The following is an 18,680-nucleotide window of genomic DNA, read 5'->3' as shown; positions in this document are numbered from 1 at the left end:
TTCCACCCGCCGCGGCGGCGTTCAACATCCGCCTGCGCGAATCAGAAATGGATGTTGGCCGTCAGCAATACCGTACGCGGTGCGCCGGGGAAATAGCGGTAGCCGCTCTTGTTGATCGCCGCAACGTACTCTTTGTTAAAGAGATTGTAGACGTTGAACTGGAAATCCAGGTTCTTGTTGACCTCATAGCCCGCCATGGCGTCAAAGACCCAATACGAACGAACGTATTCCGGCGTGCCCACGGCGCCGTCGGAGCCGCGCTCCATGCTGCCGATATAGCGCGCGCCGCCGCCCAAGGTAAAGCCGCCGGGCAAGCGATACGTGCTCCACATCGAAAAAGCGTGTTTCGGTGTGTAGGTCAGGTTGTTCGAGCCGTTGTTGGTCACCGAGGGACCGTCTTCGACTGTCGCATTCTGAATCGTGTAGCCCGCGCTCACCGACCAGTTGTCTGTGATCTGACCGCTGGCGCCCAACTCCAGGCCTTGTACTCGCTTCTTGGCGGTCTGGCTGTAGGTGCCATCGACGTCTTGCTGGACTTCGTTGTCGACTTCGGTGCGGAACAAGGCAGCACTGAGCAGCAGTTGACGATCAAAGAGCTCCCATTTAGTACCCAACTCGGCCGTCTTGGCTTTTTGCGGCGCGAAGTCAATGCGGTTGGCGCTATTGCCGCTGCCTTCGGCGGCCAGCTGAAAGTTCGATCCACCGGGAGGCTGCTGCGATACACCATAGTTCACGTAGACGTTGCCGTTAGGCGCGACGCGATACAGAGCACCGAGTTTCCAGTTCACGAGGTTGCCGGAAATACGCTCATCGACCGTGGTAATGGGCGTACCCGTCGGGGCGCCGTTGCACGCCACCGCGGTACGGCCCGAGCCGCCGCATGCGGTGGCGCTATCGTATTTCGTGCGGTAGTGATCTAGACGGATGCCGCCATTGATTTGCCACTTATCAGTCAATTCGACGGTATCAAAAGCATAGACGGCAAATGTGTCAGTCTTGCCGTGGGCATCTGCGCCGTTATTGTGAATACCTTCGGCGTGAATGCTGTTATCCGGATGATAAATATTGACCTTCGGATACGTCGGAGACGTCATTCCGAAATTGTCCTGCATTTCACTTGTAAACTCGAAACCCGTGCTCAGATCGTGCTTGAACGAACCCGTATTAAATTTGGCGGTTAGGTTAGTTTGATTGGTCCAAATACGATTGTTGGAATTCTTCAGGTTCGCCGACCGGTACATCTCCCAGGTAGACGGATCATTCGGATCGCCGATTACGTTAGGCGTGGGCGGCGTACCGCTCGTGCCGCCCGCCATAAAAGACGTCAACAGATAGTTTTGCTTGGTCCGCGACCAACGCGTCACATTGCGCACCGTCACGTTGTCATTAATGTCGTGCTCCAAACGCAACGTTGCCATATCTGTCGTCGCGTCATCGTGATCCGACTGGGTACCGTAGAAATTATTCGTATCTACCTTGTCGGCCTCCTCCAAAAATGACATTGCGCCACCCGGTGAGTGATAGCCAGGCAAGCCTATTGTCACAACACCACCATCAGGCACATTGTTTTGTTTGACGTGCAGGAAATCTATATAGACGCGAGTATCCGTGCCCAGACCAAAAGCAAGCGACGGCGCGATACCCCAGCGCTTGTTCTGGACTTCGTCACGGCCAGCAACATCGGTATCTAACCCCATGACGTTCAAACGGAACGCAGACGTCTCGCCAATTGCTTGATTCCAGTCGATCGTCCCTCGCTTGTACCGTGCGCTACCGATGCCAATGCTCGCATCAAAGCTGTTATCCAATCGAGGCTGCTTGCTGACCAGGTTGATCGAGCCGCTGGGCGCGCTACGGCCATAGTCCGAACCGGACGGCCCCTTGATCACCTCCACAGCCTCGGTATTGAACATATCTCGAGCCGTGCTGGAAATATCGCGAATGCCATCGACGTAGATGCTGTTAGACGTATCAAATCCACGTAGATAAATCGCATCGCCCGTCGAGGTATTACCGTTCTCGCCTGCGTAGAACGTACCGGCGCCCGCGACGTTGCGCATGGCCTCGGTCAGCGTCGTGGCCTGCTGGTCCTTCATCATCTGCTCGGTCACCACCTGCACTGTCTGCGTCGTATCGACCAGCGGTTGAGTGAATTTTGCGGACTCGAGTTTGTTGGCTTTGTAGGAATTGGTGTCTTCACCAATGACTTTCACAGGGGACAGCGTCTTGACGTCAGACCCCGCGGTCTGGGCCATGGCGGCGCCCGGTTGGCTCAGCATGAGCGTCGCCAGGACAGAGGCGGCAGCGCTGCCCGCTAGGGAGCCCTGGCTCAACGGACGCACCGGAGCGCATTTTCGGTTTTTTATGTATTGCATTCGGCTTCTCGTGGGAATAGACGACCCGTCCGTGCCTGAGGGCGCGGCCGTTACTATGGATTACATCGAACAGCGAATCGAATGCTAAATAAAAATGATTTACATTAATCTGAACAACGGCTGAAACGTTGTAATACGGCGACGCAAGCCAAACATGGCTGCAAAGCGCCTTAAATTGCCTATTTCTCTTAAACGTCGCCCAAAATGAACACATATTCGATGACTTCAAAATGAAACATCGACATGTATTGACATATATGGCTTGAAAAAAAGAGGACGTCCGAGGGCTTTTCGAGCGCTAATTCGCCAGACGAAAGCCCTCGCAGGGGCTTCTACTTTTGCGACTGAGCCCGCAAAGCTGTCAGAGTCGTACGAGGCGAAATGGCATCCTGACTGATGCACAGCTCAATCAGCGCCGGCCGTCCTGCCCCCTGTGCCCGCTCAAACGCGGCGGCAAAATCCTCGGTGCGCTCGACGCGCTCGCCCGCAACGCCATAGGCTTGCGCCAAGGTCACGAAATCCGGATTATGCAAATCCGTGGCGCACACTCGCCCCGGGTAGTGGCGTTCCTGGTGCATGCGAATGCTGCCATACATGGCGTTGTTGACCACGATAAAGATCACGTTCAGGCCATACTGCACCGCTGTCGCCATCTCTTGGCCGTTCATGAGAAAGCACCCGTCTCCGGCAAAGCAAACCACCGTCCGTTCTGGATGGCACAGTTTGGCCGCGATAGCTGCCGGCACCCCGTAGCCCATGGTTCCGCTGGTAGGCGCCAGTTGGGTACGTATACCGCGATACTGATAAAAGCGTTGCACCCAAAGGGTGTAGTTGCCTGCACCGTTTGTAATGATGCTATCTGCGGGCAAGGTATCGCGCAGATACTTGACGGCTTCTGCCAGGTTCACGTCGCCCGGCATGGGCGTAGGCTCGAGATTGCGCAGATAATCCGCGCGAGCGTCCTCCGCCCAGGATGACCAGCGGCAATCGACAGGGGCAGGCAACTGCGCCAATTGCATGGCAAAAGGCTCCATGCCGGAGTTGATGGCCAGATCTGCTTGATAGACGCGGCCCAGTTCCTCAGCATCGGCATGGACATGGATGAGCCGCTGGCGCGGCCGTGGCACCTCAAACAAGGCATAGCCGTTTGTCGTGGTCTCACCCAATCTCGGGCCGATGGCAAGCACCAAGTCCGCATCGACGATACGTTTGGCCAGCTTGGCATCCATGCCCAGTCCGGCTTCGCCAATATAACGATCGTGGCAATTGTCGATCAGATCCTGGCGGCGAAATGCGCAGGCGACAGGCAGTTGAAAAGCCTGAGCAAACGTGGCGACTTGTGTGCTGGCCTCGGCCGTCCAGCCGCCGCCGCCCAACAGCACGAGAGGTCGCTGTGCGCGCATCAGCATGGCATTGAGTTCAGTCATCGCTTGCGCAGAAGGAGCCGCCTGCGCCAAACGATAGGCGGGCGCGTCCGCCACCACGACCTGTTCTGCCAACATGTCCTCAGGTAACGCCAACACCACGGGCCCCGGCCGCCCCGACATGGCGATATGAAAGGCTCGGCTAATGTATTCTGGAATACGGCGCGGGTCGTCGATCTGCTCGACCCATTTGGCAATATGGCCGAACATGTGGCGATAATCGATTTCCTGCCACGCCTCGCGTCCGAAACAATCTCGCGCTACCTGCCCGACAAAGACGATCAACGGTGTGGAGTCCTGCCGGGCAGTGTGAATACCGATGCTGGCATTGGTCGCCCCCGGCCCGCGCGTCACAAAGCAAATGCCAGGACGGCCAGTGAGTTTGCCGTAGGCCTCTGCCATATGGGCAGCGCCCCCTTCCTGGCGACAAACGACCAATTGCATCGCGTCCTGGCGTTCATAGAATGCATCGATAGCGGCGAGGAAGCTTTCCCCTGGCACGCAAAACGCCGTGTCTACGCCGTGAATCCGCAGACTATCAACCAAAACTTGTCCGCCCGTACGGGATACGGTTTCGCTGGCAGGAACATTCATAGTATTTCCTTAATTTTTAAAAAGCCGTCGCCGCAACGCCAGGCGTCAATGCATTCAGTTGCGTCGGCTCGGTGCTTACAGGCAGGTCAGCACGGCACAAATAGGCTGGATTCAAATCAGCGATATCGGGACACCCCAACAGCGCAAGGTCTACATCAATTTCGCGGGTCAACAAGGCCAATGCTTGAGCGACGCCTCTCTGCCCGTCGGCTGCCAACCCATACATGGCGGGGCGGCCAATGAACGCGGCATGCGCGCCCAGCGCCACCGCCTTCAGCACATCTGTGCCGCGGCGCACGCCGCCATCGAGCAAGACAGTCAGCCCCGGTGCGGAGGCCACAATTTCCGGCAGCGCGTCCAACGGGGCAACGGCACCATCCAACTGGCGTCCCCCATGGTTGGATACAAATATCCCATCCAAGCCCAACGTACGAGCACGCTGAGCATCCTGCGCACGCAAGATTCCCTTCACCAACAACGTGCCCGGCCAACGATCCCGGATCAAGGCAATATCATTCCAGCTCATCGCAGCACGGCCAGCTCTGTGATCGCCTTTGGCAGCGGCGATGATGGGGCCGCCACGTTGTGCGGTGAAATTCTCGAAATGCGGGATGCCGCGCTTTACCAGTGTTTGCGCAAAGGTCGACATCAGCCAGTGAGGCCGAATCATGCCGCCAAAGACCAGGCGCGGCGATAGCCGGAGTGGAATGCTGAAGCCATTGCGCAATTCGTTCTCACGCGCCGAGGCAATGGGAACATCTACCGTCACTACCAGCACCTTGACGCCTGCGTTCCATACTCGATGCAACAACGGCTCAATGACGTGGTGATCGGCAGGCAAATAGCCTTGGTACCACATGTCCGGATTCGCCTGGACCACTTTTTCCAATGGCGTCGTAGAGGCGGCACTCAATACAAACGGAATCCCCGCTTCATATGATGCACGAGCCAGCGCCAGGTCTCCTTCGAAAGCGCACAAGCCGGCAACGCCCATAGGGCTGATCCCCAAAGCGGCGTTGTATCGCCGGCCAAACAAGGTGACGCCAAAGCGCCGCTGTGAAACGTTGACCAGCGGCCGGGGCAAAAATCGCCAACGGGAAAACGCATCACGATTGGCCTGCATGGCGGTTTGATCTTCGCTACCGCCATGCACATAGCCGTAAATACTGGGAGGCAGGCGCCGCTGGGCGGCACGCTGCAGATCTGCAATGGACAATGCCGCGGGCCTGCACCACATGTCAAGCCTTTGCCTGGGTGGGCGTAGCGTGCTCCAGCCGGCCCACGGTCTCGGGGATGATCAACGCACCGATGACAAACAGTACACTGATGGCGCCGGCGAATATGCCCAGGGTCGAGGGCAAATCAGCAGGCGTGGCCGCAACCAGCGAAACGAATGTCGGCATCATGCCGCCTATCGCAAAACCGATATTCCACGACAGGCCGGTACCGGTGGCGCGAATCGATGTCGGAAAGCGTTCGTTCAGGAAAATCAGGATAGGCGCAAAGCTGGCGCACCCCAATCCGGCCAATAGCACGGCATAGACCCCTAACTCCATAGGCGTTTGCGCCGTGTGCATCGCGGAATATAGGGCAGGCAAACCAAAGATCTGCAGCACGCCGACGGCCAGGAATGCACGCTTGCGGCCTATGAACGTACTCAAATGACCCACAATGATCGACACCACCACCACGATTGCAGAGCATGCCATCAGGATGTTGGCGGCGACATCACTGGGCGCCTGATTGACGACTTTGAGAAAGGTCGGCAAATAGCCCGAGGTGAGGTAATAGCCGCTGCCGCCACCGATGGTCAACAGCAAATTGACGAACAGCACCGAACGGTATTCACTGGAAAACAGCGTGCGCACGGGTGATCGCACAGTGCCTGCCGTGACATCGTGACGGGCCTGCTGCGCGCGCGCAGCTTTCTCGGCAGCCACCTTTTTCCACAACGGGGATTCCTCGAGGCGATTGAAAATAAACAGGCCCAATACCGAACTGATGATGCCCGTGAAGAACATGCAGCGCCATCCCCAGACATCAAACTGATCTCCCGGAAAGATGTGCGACATCGCCATATAGACGAGAGACGCCAACAGCGCACCAATACCCGCGCCGCCGCCGCCGACCAAGCCCGACACCGCGCCGCGATAGCGAGGCGCAACCGACTCCGTACCGATCGTATGCGTCGATGCGACCACGCCGCCGACAAAAACGCCTTGCACCAACCGCAACACAATGAACAATACCGGCGCCAAAAGACCCACCTGAGCCACCGTCGGCAACAGGCCGAATGCAGCGGTGGAGAAACCGACACCCACCACGGCCACGATCATGGCGCCTTTGCGTCCCTTTCGGTCCGCATAGGAACCGAACCATGCTGACCCCAATGGCCGCATCAATAATGTCACAGCAAAAGAGGCATACACGGCAGCTAAAGACAGCATGGCGTGCTCCGAGGGGAAGAACAGGCGTCCCACTACCGGCGCCACATACAACAAGACAAAAAGATCAAACAGATCGAGGGCCCACCCCATGCAAGAGGCGATCACGGCTCCCGCCACTTGCCTGTTGTTGCCTGCCCCGCTCTGCGATGCAGGCTGCTGCACGCTTGTCGACATTTCTTGCTCCTTCGGATAATTGGATTCGTGGCGACGAAAATTTTTTCTATGTGCCTTCAGCGGATTGCGTCGGCGATCTTTTCGGCGATCATAATGGTTGGAATACTGGTATTGGCCGACGGCAAACGCGGCATCAATGACGCATCGACGACGCGCAGCCCCTGCGTGCCATGCACTCGGCCTTGGTTATCGGTCACGGCGCGAGCGTCAGTAGCCAATCCCATGCGGCACGTGCCGCTGGCATGCCACACGCCGAACACCTGGCGGCGGATGAAAGCAGCCAGCTCCTGCTCATTGCCCAGCAGGTCCGACATCTTGCGTCCGCCGTTGAATGAACGGCTGATCAGCGCCCGGCGCAACGGTGCAGGAGCATCGAGCGCGAGGCCCAACACACGGGTCAAGCGCTCATTGGCCGGGGTATAACGGCTGAGCGCTTTGACTCGCGGCGAAAAAGCGGCGGGAAAGAAATCGCGTTCGTCCTGCCCCAGGCCGCTGGCCTGGACCGTGTTGGCCAGCAAGCGCACCCCCTGGATCAAGCGCGCCACGTCGCGAGGATCGTCCAACAGGTTCAGATCGACTCGGGGAGGCACTTGGGGATCTGGCGACGTCAGTGCGAGCTGGCCACGCGAATAGGGCCGGTTGCACCATAGAAAAAACAAGCCCAGGCGATTGCCCAGCGCATGCCAGGCAGCTCGCGTTGCGCTCGATAAGTAAAGATCGGAGTCCTCGCAACCGGCAACGCCCGAACTCACGCGTGCAGCCATCATGCTGGCGCGCCGGCGCGCCNGCGGCACACGAAATTGCGGGGCAAGAAAATGGCAGAACGTCAGTGAGGGATGATCTTGTAGTTGCCGACCGACCCCAGGTAGATGCACCGTGCTGGAAATACCCAAGCGCGTCAGGCTCTCAGCGTCGCCGATACCCGCATGCATCAACAAGACCGGGGACTGCAGCGCACCGGCGCAGACAATGACCTCGCGTGCCCGCAAGGTAAAACGCTGTCCGGCAGCATCCCGCGCGATTACGCCATTGGCCCTGACGCCCTCCATCAACAAACGCAGAACCTGGGTCTTGGCATATATCTGCAAATTGGGACGGCACCGCGTGGCCTCATCCAGATAGCCTGCGGCCGCCGAGACACGGCGGTCATTTTCATTGGAAAACGCGCCCGGAAAAAATCCATCCCCGAATTCCGCATTCTGATCCTGCATCAGCGGCAGGCCCTGACTGCGCAGGCCTTTGGCAAAAGCCTCGCAAAATGGCGGCCACTGAGCCGGCGCTATGCGGCGTATCGCAATGGGGCCGTCACCGCCATGCAAAGGATGATCGGGAAAATCCAGATCACGCTCCAGTTTGCGAAAGTAGGGAAGCACGTCGTCCCACGCCCATCCTTGCGCACCGTCTTGCGCCCAGCCGTCATAATCACGCGGCAGGCCGCGATTGGCTGACTGGACGTTGATGCTGGAGCCGCCGCCCATCACGCGCCCTTGTTCATAGACTCGGCGTGTTGCATCGCGAGTCGCAGCAGCAGTCAATTCAGGCCAGATCCAACGATCGCCGCAGAACACCGGCATGGGATAGCTATCCAGAATCTCAGCCGGCTCGGCGCCGGGCGGCGTGTCTTCGCCGGCTTCGATCAAGGCGACACGGCAATCGGGGCGCTCTGATAACCGGCGAGCCAATACGCAACCGGCCGAACCGCCGCCCACAATCACATAATCGAACTCGCCCATGACGGTGTCCATCTCGATGTTCCTTGCTTAGCTGCCGCGGAACTTCGGTGCACGCTTGCCATGGAATGCCTCGACACCCTCACGGAAATCGTCCGAGCTGCGCAGGCGGCTATAGCAATGGCCCTCCAGCTCGATAGAGGCCGATAGTGATGCATCCTCAGTGTCATTGAGCAGCTTTTTCGCGGTACGTTGAGCGATAGGAGAAAACGCCACCAACTCGGCCACTAGTTTGTCGGTCGCAGCCTCGAGTTCACTATCGGGCACCACCTCAGTCGCCAGCCCCCAATCGTAGGCTTGCTGCCCACTGATACGGCGGGAGCGCATGACCACGTCTTTGGTGCGCGTAATGCCGACCATTTTCTGCAGCCGCGCCGATCCGCCCGAGCCCGGAATCTGACCCAGCTTTTGCTCAGGCAAAGCATATAGCGTCGTCTCGCTGGCGATACGGAAGTCGCATGCCAGCGAGATTTCGAAACCGACGCCGAAGCAATAGCCGCGATTCGCGACGATCACAGGTTTGCTGCAACGTGCTGGCGCAGCAATGTTCCAGGCCAGTTTCGATACGTGTTCCGGGGATGCCTCGAGAAATCCCTTGATATCGCCGCCACTGGAAAAGTGTTCGCCCTCGGCACGCAAAACGATGACGCGCACACGCTCGTCCTCGTCCAATGCCTCAAAGACCACGCGCAGTTGGTCACGTTGCGGCATGGCGATGACATTCAATGGAGGCCGGCTCAGGATGATGTCGGCGCGCTGTTTTTCCTCGTTGATCTCAACGCGAAAACCGTCGATATTCGCCAGCAAGTCTTGAGCGGGATGTCGCAAAGTGGTCATGGCAGTAAAACTCCTTCGAAATGAATTCCGTAATGCACTGATCGAAACATGCCGTCGATCGGAAAGATGTCAGGCTTCCTGGTTAACTAAGGGTTTGCGCAGCCCATCCCAGCGCTCTAACAGATGGGTGTGTTTGATACCGAATAGATCCAGCACACGTCCTACCGTGTGATTCACCACATCGTCCAGGGATTTGGGCTGGTTATAGAAAGCGGGAACGGGAGGGCAAACGATCGCCCCCATTTCGGTCACACTGGTCATATTGCGCAGATGCGCCAGATTCAATGGCGTCTCGCGCGCCAGCAGCACCACGCGGCGCCGCTCTTTGAGGGCAACGTCCGCGGCGCGACTGACCAGGTTGTCCGCCATTCCCAGTGCGACAGAGGCCAGTGTTTTCATCGAGCAAGGTGCGATCACCATGCCGTCGGTGGCAAACGATCCACTCGATATTGACGCACCGATGTCCTTGACGCTATGCACCACGTCGGCCAGGCTTTCTATCTCGGAACGCTTCATCGACAACTCCTGCGCAGCGGTCAGCGCCCCTGAACTGGACATCACCAGATGGCTTTCCCATTCTGGGTGGCGACGTAGCTCCTGCAGAATCCGCACGCCGTAGATCGCGCCGCTGGCGCCGGTAATGGCGACGATCAAGCGCCTGCGAATAGATTCGGTCATGATTGGGCCAACGAATTGAAATCGACTCGCCGCCCTGATTCAATCCAGGCCGCGAGATCTATCGAGTCTTCGCCGGGCACGCGCACCCGAGTGAAGGTGTGCTCGTGATAGGTCACGGGTCGCGTAGCGTCCAGGCCGAGCTTTGCGCTCACACCCTGTTCGTGCACGGGTGCAACGCCGTCGCCTGCACCCAAGGTGGTCGAAGGATCCAGCGCGGAACCTTGCGCGCCGCTGATCACCACCATATCGCGGTCCGCCTGAAACCGTGTTGCCACAGCCCATTCGACTTGCTGGGGATCGTGGACCTCGACATCCTCGTCCACGACGATCACCTGTTTGATGTCATAGTGGGCACCAAAGGCGCACAAGATGACATTTTTGGGTTGTCCCTCATGCGTTTTACGCAGCTTGACGTAGAGGTGATAACGCCCTACTCCGCCTATCGACAGATGGACGTCCAGGACGTTCGGGAAACTGCGCTGCAGATGGGCGAGCAATGTGGCTTCACGCGGAATGGAACCCAGCAACAGGTGCTCCATTTCTGCCGGCACGATGGTATGGAATATCGGCGCCTGTCTATGGGTAATCGCATCGACGGCGATGACTTCGCGCTGTTCGCGTGCACTGTAGTAGCGGGGGAATTCGCCGAACGGGCCCTCCATCTCGCGCTCGTCACATAGAATGCGGCCTTCGATGACGATTTCCGCATCGGCAGGCACATGCACATCGTTGGTCAGGCACTGCGCCACGCGCAACGGACTGCCATGCAATGCGCCGGCGATGTCCAACTCGTCGTAGTCAATCTGCGTAATCGCCTGCGAGGCCAACAACGTCAAAGGATCGGCACCGATGACGATCGCAATCGGCAGGTCCTCTCCGCGACGCTCGGCCTCTTTGTAGAAGGCATACAGATGGCGGGGCAGCATCAGGATCGCCATGCGATCTTTGCCGTGCACCTGGATACGGTTGATGGATACGTTCTGCACGCCCGTCGCGGGATTGCGCGCGATCACCATACCCGCCGTGATGTACGGGCCATTGTCGTGTTCGCTGTGAGTCGGAATCGGCAGCACTGCGCGCACATCGGGCTGCCGATGCACAACCTGTTGGCACGGAGCCTCTGCCTGCGGCACTAACTGACTGGGCAAGGGTTGCTCGGCAGCCTCGCGGAAGGTGGCCAACAGCTCGGATTCCGCTACGCCCATGGCTTCTGCAATCCATGAACGGCGCGCCATGAAGCCAGAGACGACGGGAACACTGTGACCATCGGGTTGCGGAAAATAGGCCGCCTGCCGGCCGTCCAGGAGCTTGGCGATCGCCACGAGTTCATGTTCGAGGGCAGCTCCCGGCTTGATGACGGCCAACCGGTCTGTAGTGGACAAGTGACTGAGCCAGCCACGCAGGTCAGTGTGTACGGTTTTGCGAGCTTCAGAAATCATGATGTTCAATTCGACGTTGTCATGGACGGGATTGGCCGCCCGATTATTTGGATCCGGACTCGGCAGTGGCATCCGCCACGTACTCACCCGCGGTCAGCTTGCGGCGCAGCACCTTGCCTACGGGCGACTTTGGAATTTCATTGACGAACACATACTCACGCGGCCGCTTGAAATTCAGCAGATCGGAGCTGCGGCAATGCGCGTCCAACTCCGTAGCGTCTACCGCAGCTTTGCGCTTGACGAAGGCGACGACGCGCTGCCCCCAACGCTCGTCCGGCATGCCCGCCACCGCCACTTCGTCAACCGCCGGATGCAATGACAGCACCGACTCGATATCGACAGGCGAGATGTTTTCCCCGCCGCTGATGATCATGTCGTCCACGCGTCCCGTGACGAACAGATCTCCGTCCTTATCGATGTAGCCCGTGTCGCCCGTGCGATACCATCCATTGCGAATGGATTTGGCATCGGCGTCGGGACGATTCCAATAGCCCTCGAACGCTTCATCGCCCGCGAGATCTGCAATGATCTGGCCCTCTTCTCCTGGGGCAGCGAGCGTATCCGGGTCGTCGGCACCCAAGGTAATCACACGCAGCCGAGTATTGATGCCGGCCTTGCCGGCACTGCCCGGTTTACGTGTCGCATCGGCATCGACGGCAAAGGTGTAAACCTCGGAGGAACCGTAGTGATTGACGAACAGCTTCGGCTCGAAAACACGGTTCAGGCGCTGGAGCAACGCGTCGTGCATCGGCGCACCCGCGAAGCCCAGCTTGCTGACGGACGAGACGTCTGTCTGGCGCTGTTCCAGGCAGGTCAGCATGTCGTGATACAGCGTGGGCACCAAATACAGACAACTCAGACGATGTTGTTCAATCGCCTGCAAGGTCAAGGCAGGATCGAATTTCGGCATGCACACGAATAGCCCATCCACCAGCGCCATGGCGAGCAGCGAACGCACACCCATGGTGTGATACAGCGGCATGACACCCAATGTGCGTTCACCGCGGCCATATAGATTCTGTGCGACATGAGCCAGTGCCGCGGCACGCTCGTGGCGATGACGACGAGGCACGCCCTTGGGCTTTCCAGTCGTACCTGATGTGTACAACATCAGGGAGAAATCGTCTGCGTTCGCCTCTGGCACTAATGCCGCGCCCCGATGCTCCTCGATCAGGGACGTGAAACGAATGCAGTCTGCCGCCACCTCGCCGACGGCCACAATCGGCACGTTACCTTGAGCGGCGGCCGGCACGACAGCCTCGGCGCTGATCGGCTCGAAGAATACGGCGCGGACTTCTGCATCCTGAATGCAATAGACGACCTCGTCTTCTTTGGCGCGCCAATTCAGCGGCGTCACCACTACGCCGAGAAATTGGCAAGCCCAATGCAGCGTAGCCATCTCATAGCGATTCTGCAGCACGACCAAGACGCGATCGCCTTGGCGCAAACCCATTCCCTTCAGGCCGGCGGCCAACGCAGCAATATCGTCGTGCCATTGGGCATAGCTGCATACTCTGTCGCCATCGGCAACAGCCAACGCGCCGGGACTGCGCTCGACGCTTTGCAAAAAGGTCCTTCCGAGATCCAGCATGTTCACTCCGCTTTCTGTGAGGCTTCGCGTCGTTCGGTCGCCGTTTCCAGGACCGCCTTGACGATATTCGTGTACCCCGTGCATCGACATAGATGGCCCGACAACATGTCGCGCACCTCTTGTTCGGTCGGGTCGGGATTGCGTTTCAAGTAATCCTGGCAGGACATCAGGATCCCTGCGGTACAGAAACCACACTGCAGAGCGTGGTTCCGGCGGAATGCGAGCTGCAGATCATTCAGGCCCCGTTCATCGCTGGTTAGTCCCTCGACGGTGTCAATACAGCGACCCTCGGCCTGCACGGCCAACGTCATGCATGCGCGCCCGGCCACCCCATCAATGAGCACCGTGCAAGCCCCGCATACGCCGTGCTCGCAGCCTACGTGCGTGCCTGTCGCCCCCAATCCGTGGCGTAGATGATCGGACAGCAAGGTACGCGGCTCGCAGGCTGCGCGGCGTGGCTGGCCGTTCAAAATGAACGACACGACGTGGGTCTCTGCGCTGCTTAATCGTTTCATCGTTTTCTCCCGCTCACGTCATCACCACGCTCGACTACTCTCTGCAACGCACGTGCGCCCAGCGTACGTACCAAATGGCGGCGGAATATCGCAGAAGCGTGTGCATCGTCCTGCGCATCCAGCTGCCAAGCAAAGTCATTCAGGGCAGCCTCCAGATCGCCCCCCTGCAGTCTTGGCCATCGCTGCACGGTAGGTCTGTCAGCAACACCCCCAACCGCCAGTGTCAGTTGCTTATCGTCGGCTACCGCCGCGACGGAAACAATGGCGAAATCGCCATGTCGTGAAGAGAACTCGTCAAAGGCGTAGCGTGTGCCTGGACGCGCCATGGGATAGCGCACGGCCTCCACGATTTCATCGGCGGCCCGCGCAGTCATCAGCATGCCTTGGAAAAACTCCTCCGCAGACAGCACGCGCTGCTTGCGTCGCGTACGTAGTAACACCTCGCCTCCCAGAGCGGCCAACACCAGTGGCAGTTCCGCACTGGGGTCGGCGTGCGCAACGGATCCGCAGACCGTTCCTCGATTGCGAATCTGGAAATGCGAGATGAAGGGGATCGCCTGCGCCAACATGGGCACTTCGTTATGCAGGTCCGGACGCCACTCTACCTTTGCCTGCGTCGCGGCAGCGCCTACTGTCAACCAACCGTTTTCCGCCTTGACATAGTCCAGATCGGCGGCGCGGGAAATATCGATCAACGCACCCGGCTGGGCCAGGCGCATGTTCAACACCGCCATCAACGATTGGCCGCCGGCCAGAATACGGCCATCGGAACCCAGTTCGGCCAAGGCATCGACGGCATCTTGTGCGCTGTCGGCGCGTAGGTAATCAAAGGCTTGTGGCTTCATGATTTGCGCCCCCAACGGCCGAGCAACCGCCGCCACCAGGAGAGCCGGGTCTCGCCACCGGCCTGCCGGCCCAATTGATCGAAAAGCTGGCGCAGCACGATGCGGGCAGCGCCCTCGAGCATCCGTCCGCCCACTGCGGCGACTTTGCCTGAGACTTCAGCTTCGTAGTCGTAGCTCAGCAAGGTGCCGGCGCCGTCGGCGGTCAACGTCACCAGGCCGCTGCCCTTGGCGGTACCCACGCTGGAGATACCCGTCCCGGACAGGCGCAGGCTATGCGGCGGATTCAGATCGGACAAGGCGACCTCGGCGGCATAACGCGCTTTGATCATTCCTACACCCACGGTGACATCTGCGCGATAGCGGTTATCGCCGTTCGGAGTCAGCGCATTGCAGCCGGGAATGACCTTGGCCAACGCTGCGGGATCCATCATCACGGCGTAGACAGCTTCGGGCGCTGCCGCCAGTTTCACTTCGCCGCGGGCCGACAGAGATTTACCGCCTTTGCCTGAGGCTTTTGGTATTGTCTGCGCCCCTGCGGAGGGTGGCGGGTCTGCCATACCGATCAATGCCATGACTTTAGAGGGCGTCAACGGCAGGGTCACATCACTGACGCCTAGCGCATCGGCTACGGCATTGGCGACACAGACTGGCGTACTCATGTTGTTGCCCTCGCCCAGGCCTTTTGCGCCCAGCGGGGTGAACGGGCTAGGCGTTTCCATGTGCAATATCACTGGCTCTGGAACTTCGCAGGTCGTCGGCACGAGATAATCCGCAAAGGTTCCGGACTGGAAGCTGCCGTCCTGACCGTAGCGGAACTCTTCCATCAATGCTGCGCCCAGGCCTTGCGCAAATGCACCGCGGATCTGGCCGTCTGCCAATGCAGGATTGAGGATGCGGCCGGCGTCATGCGTGGTGATGTAGCGGTCAATACGTACGCGTCCGGTGATACGGTCGACTTCAACTGCACATACATCAAAAGCGAAACCGTAAGCGGCAGAGGTATTGACGCGGTCCTGATCGTCTGGCGCAGTCAGCTGCGGCGGTGTCCAGAACGCGGTCTCGCGCAGACCTGGCTCGACTCCCTCGGGTAGCAGTGCCGGAGCCCAATGCGGATTGGCGGCCAGACGGGTAAAGGGCTGAGCCGCCTCGGGACGATTGCGCGGCGCAATTTTTCCTTCGGAGAAAATAATCTCGTCGGCCTGGCAACCGAGTTGCGATGCGGCGATGCCGGCCAGCTTGTCTCGCAGCCGGCACGCCGCCAGATGTACGGTACCAGCCACGGCGCCTGCAAAGCGGCTGGAATAGTTGCCTGCCGCCACGGACCAGCCGTCCTTCTGTGTATCAAACTCAACGTTGACGGTGACGTTATCCGGATCCACACCAAACGCATCGGCAACGATCTGCGCGCATACCGTTTTATGCCCCTGCCCCGCCGGCGCCGACGCGATCACCACGCTGATGCCACCCAGAGGATCCACCGCCACCGTCGCGGCGGCAATGGCGCCATTTTTGGGACCGGCTTTCTCGCGGGCCTCGCGCGGCATCACCGTCGTGATATAGCCCATGTTGGAGATCGATGGCTCGACGATCGCCGCGTAGCCGATACCGTACAACCCGCCACGAGCGCGTACCTCATCACGACGCGCCAGCAACTGATCCAATCCACCTTCGCTGCGGACCAAATCGAGCGCTCCCTGATAGTTCCCCGAATCGATCAAGGCACCAGCCGCGGCCCTATAGGGAAAGGCATCGGCCGCAATGAAGTTTCGGCGATACAGCACGAGTGGGTCGATACTCAGCTGCTGTGCGATACGCTGCATCAAGCGTTCGAGCGCGAAATACACCTGCGGGCCACCAAAGCCGCGCACCAATCCGGCAGGCGTCTTGTTGGTCAGTACCACGCGGTTACGCACGGCCAGGTTGCGAATATCGTAGGCTCCCGTGAGGCAGCCATGCATGCGATAGAACGTAGCAGGCTCGGGCGCTCGCAGATAGCCGCCACAGTCATCGAATTGATCGAAGGACAATGCGGTAATGCGGCCATCCGCGTTAACTGCTGCCTCGATATGCGCCAGACGCCCCGTGGCCGAGGTCGCGGCCGCCAAATGTTCCAGCCGGTCTTCAACCCACTTTACCGGTGCCCCCGCCTTGCGCGACGCCAGGCACATCAATACCGCGTACGGAAACACTGCCTGCTTCACACCGAAACTGCCGCCCGAATCCGCGAAGGTGCGATGCCGCAGCCGATTGCCGGGGACTTTCAGGGCCAACGCCATCACGGTATGCAGCGAGAATGGCCCCATGAAGTTGGACTGCACGTCGTAGCCGTCCTGCACCGACAGATACTCGGCCACCACCACAGCACACTCGATGGGCGTGCAGGAGTTGCGGGGATAACGTACCGTCAACGCTATCCGATGTGCCGCAGCAGCAAAGGCGGCTTCCGGATCGCCATAACGAAAGGATCGATCGCTCACGACATTGCTGCCGACTTTTTCGTGCAGGACTGGCGCATCGTCAGCAATGGCATCATCAATCGAAACGACTGCGCCTAGCGGCTCATAAGCGACCTGGATCAGATCGGCGCCGTCTTCTGCGAGGTACCTGTTTTCCGCTATCACAACGGCGACGGGCTCACCCACGTAACGCACGTGATCAACGGCGAGCGACCATTGCTCCATCGGTTGTTTTACCCCGACGACAAACGGGCGTGACCATGCCGCAAGATCCTGCCCGGTCAACACGGCACGCACGCCAGGCAAGGCCAGGGCGTTTGTACTGTCAATGCCGGTCAATTTCGCATGAGCATGCGGCGAACGCACGATGGCTGCATGCAGAGTGCCTGGGCGTAACGCGGCATCGTCGCCATACAGACCTCGTCCGGTCAGGATAGCCTGGTCCTCTACCCGTTGCCGCCGCGTTCCGACATGCGTACGTGTCGCGTCGAGCGTCGATTGATTGCTTGCGTCCATATTGCTGTTACCAAGCGTGGAGATGTTCCATACGTGTCACTCTGCCTTGATCCCGGCGCGTTCGATAACGGCGCCCCAGGTCTTCAGTTGCTGAGCGTAAAAATCGTGGAAACTCTGCACAGAACCGCCGACCGGCTCAACGCCCTGATCCGCGAAGATTTTCTGAATCTCCGGCGATTTCAAGGCTTGATTCAAGACCTCGTTCAAGCGTTCGACAATGGGTGCAGGTGTGCCTGCCGGGGCGGCCAGGCCGTACCAGACGGATACGCCAAAGCCGGGATAACCTTGCTCGGCCACAGTGGGGATGTCAGGCGCGAGCGGCGAGCGGTTATTGCTCGTCACGGCCAAGGCTCGTTCTTTACCGGCTTTCATTTGCGGCAAAGCGCTGGGCGCGTTATCGAACATGACGTCCACCTCGCCCCCCAGCAATGCCGTGACCATTTGCGAGCTGCCTTTGTAGGGCACGTGCATGGTCGAGATCTTGGCGACCTCTTCGAAGTACGCCATGGTCAGATGATTTGACGTTCCGATCCCTGCGGTAGCGTAGTTCATCTGCCCAGGCTTCTGTTGCGCCCGTTTGACAAAATCAGCCAGGGTTTGGATCGGTGAATCTGCCTTTACCACCAGAAAATTAGGTGTCTGGGCGCCGACGATAATGGGAGAGAAATCTCGCTGCCCGTCGTAGGGCAGCTTTTGGTACAAGAACGTATTCGCGACCAGAGGAAAGCCGACGACGGTCAGCGTATAGCCGTCCGGTGCGGCGCGAGCGCCTTGCTCGGTGCCGACAATCGTGCCTGCTCCGGGTTTGTTTTCGACAATAAAGGGTTGCCCCAGCGCCTCCTGCAATTTCTTTGAGAACAGGCGCGCCATCGTGTCATTGAAACCGCCTGGCGTGTACGGCACGATGATGCGTACGGCTTTGTCGGGATAGGCGGCCTGGACCGCTGTGGCATGCCCAGCCGTCAACCCCAAGATTGCTGCCGCGGCATAACGCCCTATCGTTTTAATCATCAATAGTCTCCGTGTTGCGGGCTTTTTCGCCCTTTCTTAATGTGCGGA

Annotated in this window: 13 protein-coding genes and 1 pseudogene; all 14 read right to left on the bottom strand. The window is 59.2% G+C overall.

All coding sequences use genetic code 11. The features are described 5' to 3' along the window. Window positions 1-41 precede the first annotated feature (41 nt). Window positions 42-2,375 carry a catecholate siderophore receptor Fiu gene (locus tag ACNA0J_RS01920; protein WP_415815835.1) on the bottom strand — a complete coding sequence of 778 codons (2,334 nt, stop codon included), beginning with the start codon at window positions 2,373-2,375 and terminating at the stop codon, window positions 42-44. A 332-nt stretch (window positions 2,376-2,707) separates the two neighbouring features. Next, a complete protein-coding gene (locus tag ACNA0J_RS01915; RefSeq protein ID WP_415815833.1) occupies window positions 2,708-4,393 on the bottom strand; it encodes a thiamine pyrophosphate-binding protein in 1,686 nt (561 codons plus the stop codon). A 16-nt stretch (window positions 4,394-4,409) separates the two neighbouring features. Further along, window positions 4,410-5,609 (bottom strand): alpha-hydroxy acid oxidase, encoded by a 1,200-nt coding sequence (locus ACNA0J_RS01910; RefSeq protein WP_415815831.1) that lies wholly within the window; start codon window positions 5,607-5,609, stop codon window positions 4,410-4,412. Window positions 5,610-5,631: 22 nt separating this feature from the next. Beyond that, window positions 5,632-7,014 carry an MFS transporter gene (locus ACNA0J_RS01905; RefSeq protein WP_415815829.1) on the bottom strand — a complete coding sequence of 461 codons (1,383 nt, stop codon included), beginning with the start codon at window positions 7,012-7,014 and terminating at the stop codon, window positions 5,632-5,634. Window positions 7,015-7,070: 56 nt separating this feature from the next. Then, window positions 7,071-7,800, bottom strand: a pseudogene (locus ACNA0J_RS01900) (GMC oxidoreductase); the annotation flags it as partial. A 1-nt stretch (window position 7,801) separates the two neighbouring features. Beyond that, a partial coding sequence (locus ACNA0J_RS01895; protein ID WP_415816498.1) for a GMC family oxidoreductase occupies window positions 7,802-8,747 on the bottom strand: 946 nt, incomplete at its 3' end. A 27-nt stretch (window positions 8,748-8,774) separates the two neighbouring features. Then, the gene (locus ACNA0J_RS01890) at window positions 8,775-9,581 is read right to left on the bottom strand and encodes an enoyl-CoA hydratase/isomerase family protein (protein WP_415815827.1); all 807 of its coding nucleotides are present in this window, start codon (window positions 9,579-9,581) and stop codon (window positions 8,775-8,777) included. 69 nt (window positions 9,582-9,650) lie between these two features. Further along, window positions 9,651-10,259 carry a UbiX family flavin prenyltransferase gene (locus ACNA0J_RS01885; protein WP_415815825.1) on the bottom strand — a complete coding sequence of 203 codons (609 nt, stop codon included), beginning with the start codon at window positions 10,257-10,259 and terminating at the stop codon, window positions 9,651-9,653. Further along, complete coding sequence (locus tag ACNA0J_RS01880; protein WP_415815823.1) at window positions 10,256-11,698, bottom strand: UbiD family decarboxylase; 1,443 nt, start codon at window positions 11,696-11,698, stop codon at window positions 10,256-10,258. Before ACNA0J_RS01880 ends, ACNA0J_RS01885 begins: the two co-directional genes overlap by 4 nt. A 43-nt stretch (window positions 11,699-11,741) precedes the next feature. Then, entirely contained in the window at window positions 11,742-13,289 is a 1,548-nt protein-coding gene (locus tag ACNA0J_RS01875; protein ID WP_415815821.1) for an AMP-binding protein, read from the bottom strand. 2 nt (window positions 13,290-13,291) lie between these two features. Then, window positions 13,292-13,804 (bottom strand): (2Fe-2S)-binding protein, encoded by a 513-nt coding sequence (locus tag ACNA0J_RS01870; protein ID WP_415815819.1) that lies wholly within the window; start codon window positions 13,802-13,804, stop codon window positions 13,292-13,294. Further along, the gene (locus ACNA0J_RS01865; protein ID WP_415815817.1) at window positions 13,801-14,649 is read right to left on the bottom strand and encodes an FAD binding domain-containing protein; all 849 of its coding nucleotides are present in this window, start codon (window positions 14,647-14,649) and stop codon (window positions 13,801-13,803) included. Before ACNA0J_RS01865 ends, ACNA0J_RS01870 begins: the two co-directional genes overlap by 4 nt. Further along, on the bottom strand, window positions 14,646-17,621 hold the full coding sequence (locus ACNA0J_RS01860; RefSeq protein ID WP_415815815.1) for a xanthine dehydrogenase family protein molybdopterin-binding subunit: 2,976 nt from the start codon (window positions 17,619-17,621) through the stop codon (window positions 14,646-14,648). The genes ACNA0J_RS01865 and ACNA0J_RS01860 overlap by 4 nt, the downstream gene beginning before the upstream one ends. Window positions 17,622-17,657: 36 nt before the next feature. After that, a complete protein-coding gene (locus tag ACNA0J_RS01855) occupies window positions 17,658-18,632 on the bottom strand; it encodes a Bug family tripartite tricarboxylate transporter substrate binding protein (protein ID WP_415815813.1) in 975 nt (324 codons plus the stop codon). Between the last annotated feature and the right edge of the window lie 48 nt (window positions 18,633-18,680).

Source organism: Bordetella tumbae (assembly GCF_965139195.1).
GTDB classification, from domain to species: Bacteria; Pseudomonadota; Gammaproteobacteria; order Burkholderiales; family Burkholderiaceae_B; genus Bordetella_A; species Bordetella_A tumbae.
This window is presented reverse-complemented; position numbering and strand designations above follow the sequence as displayed.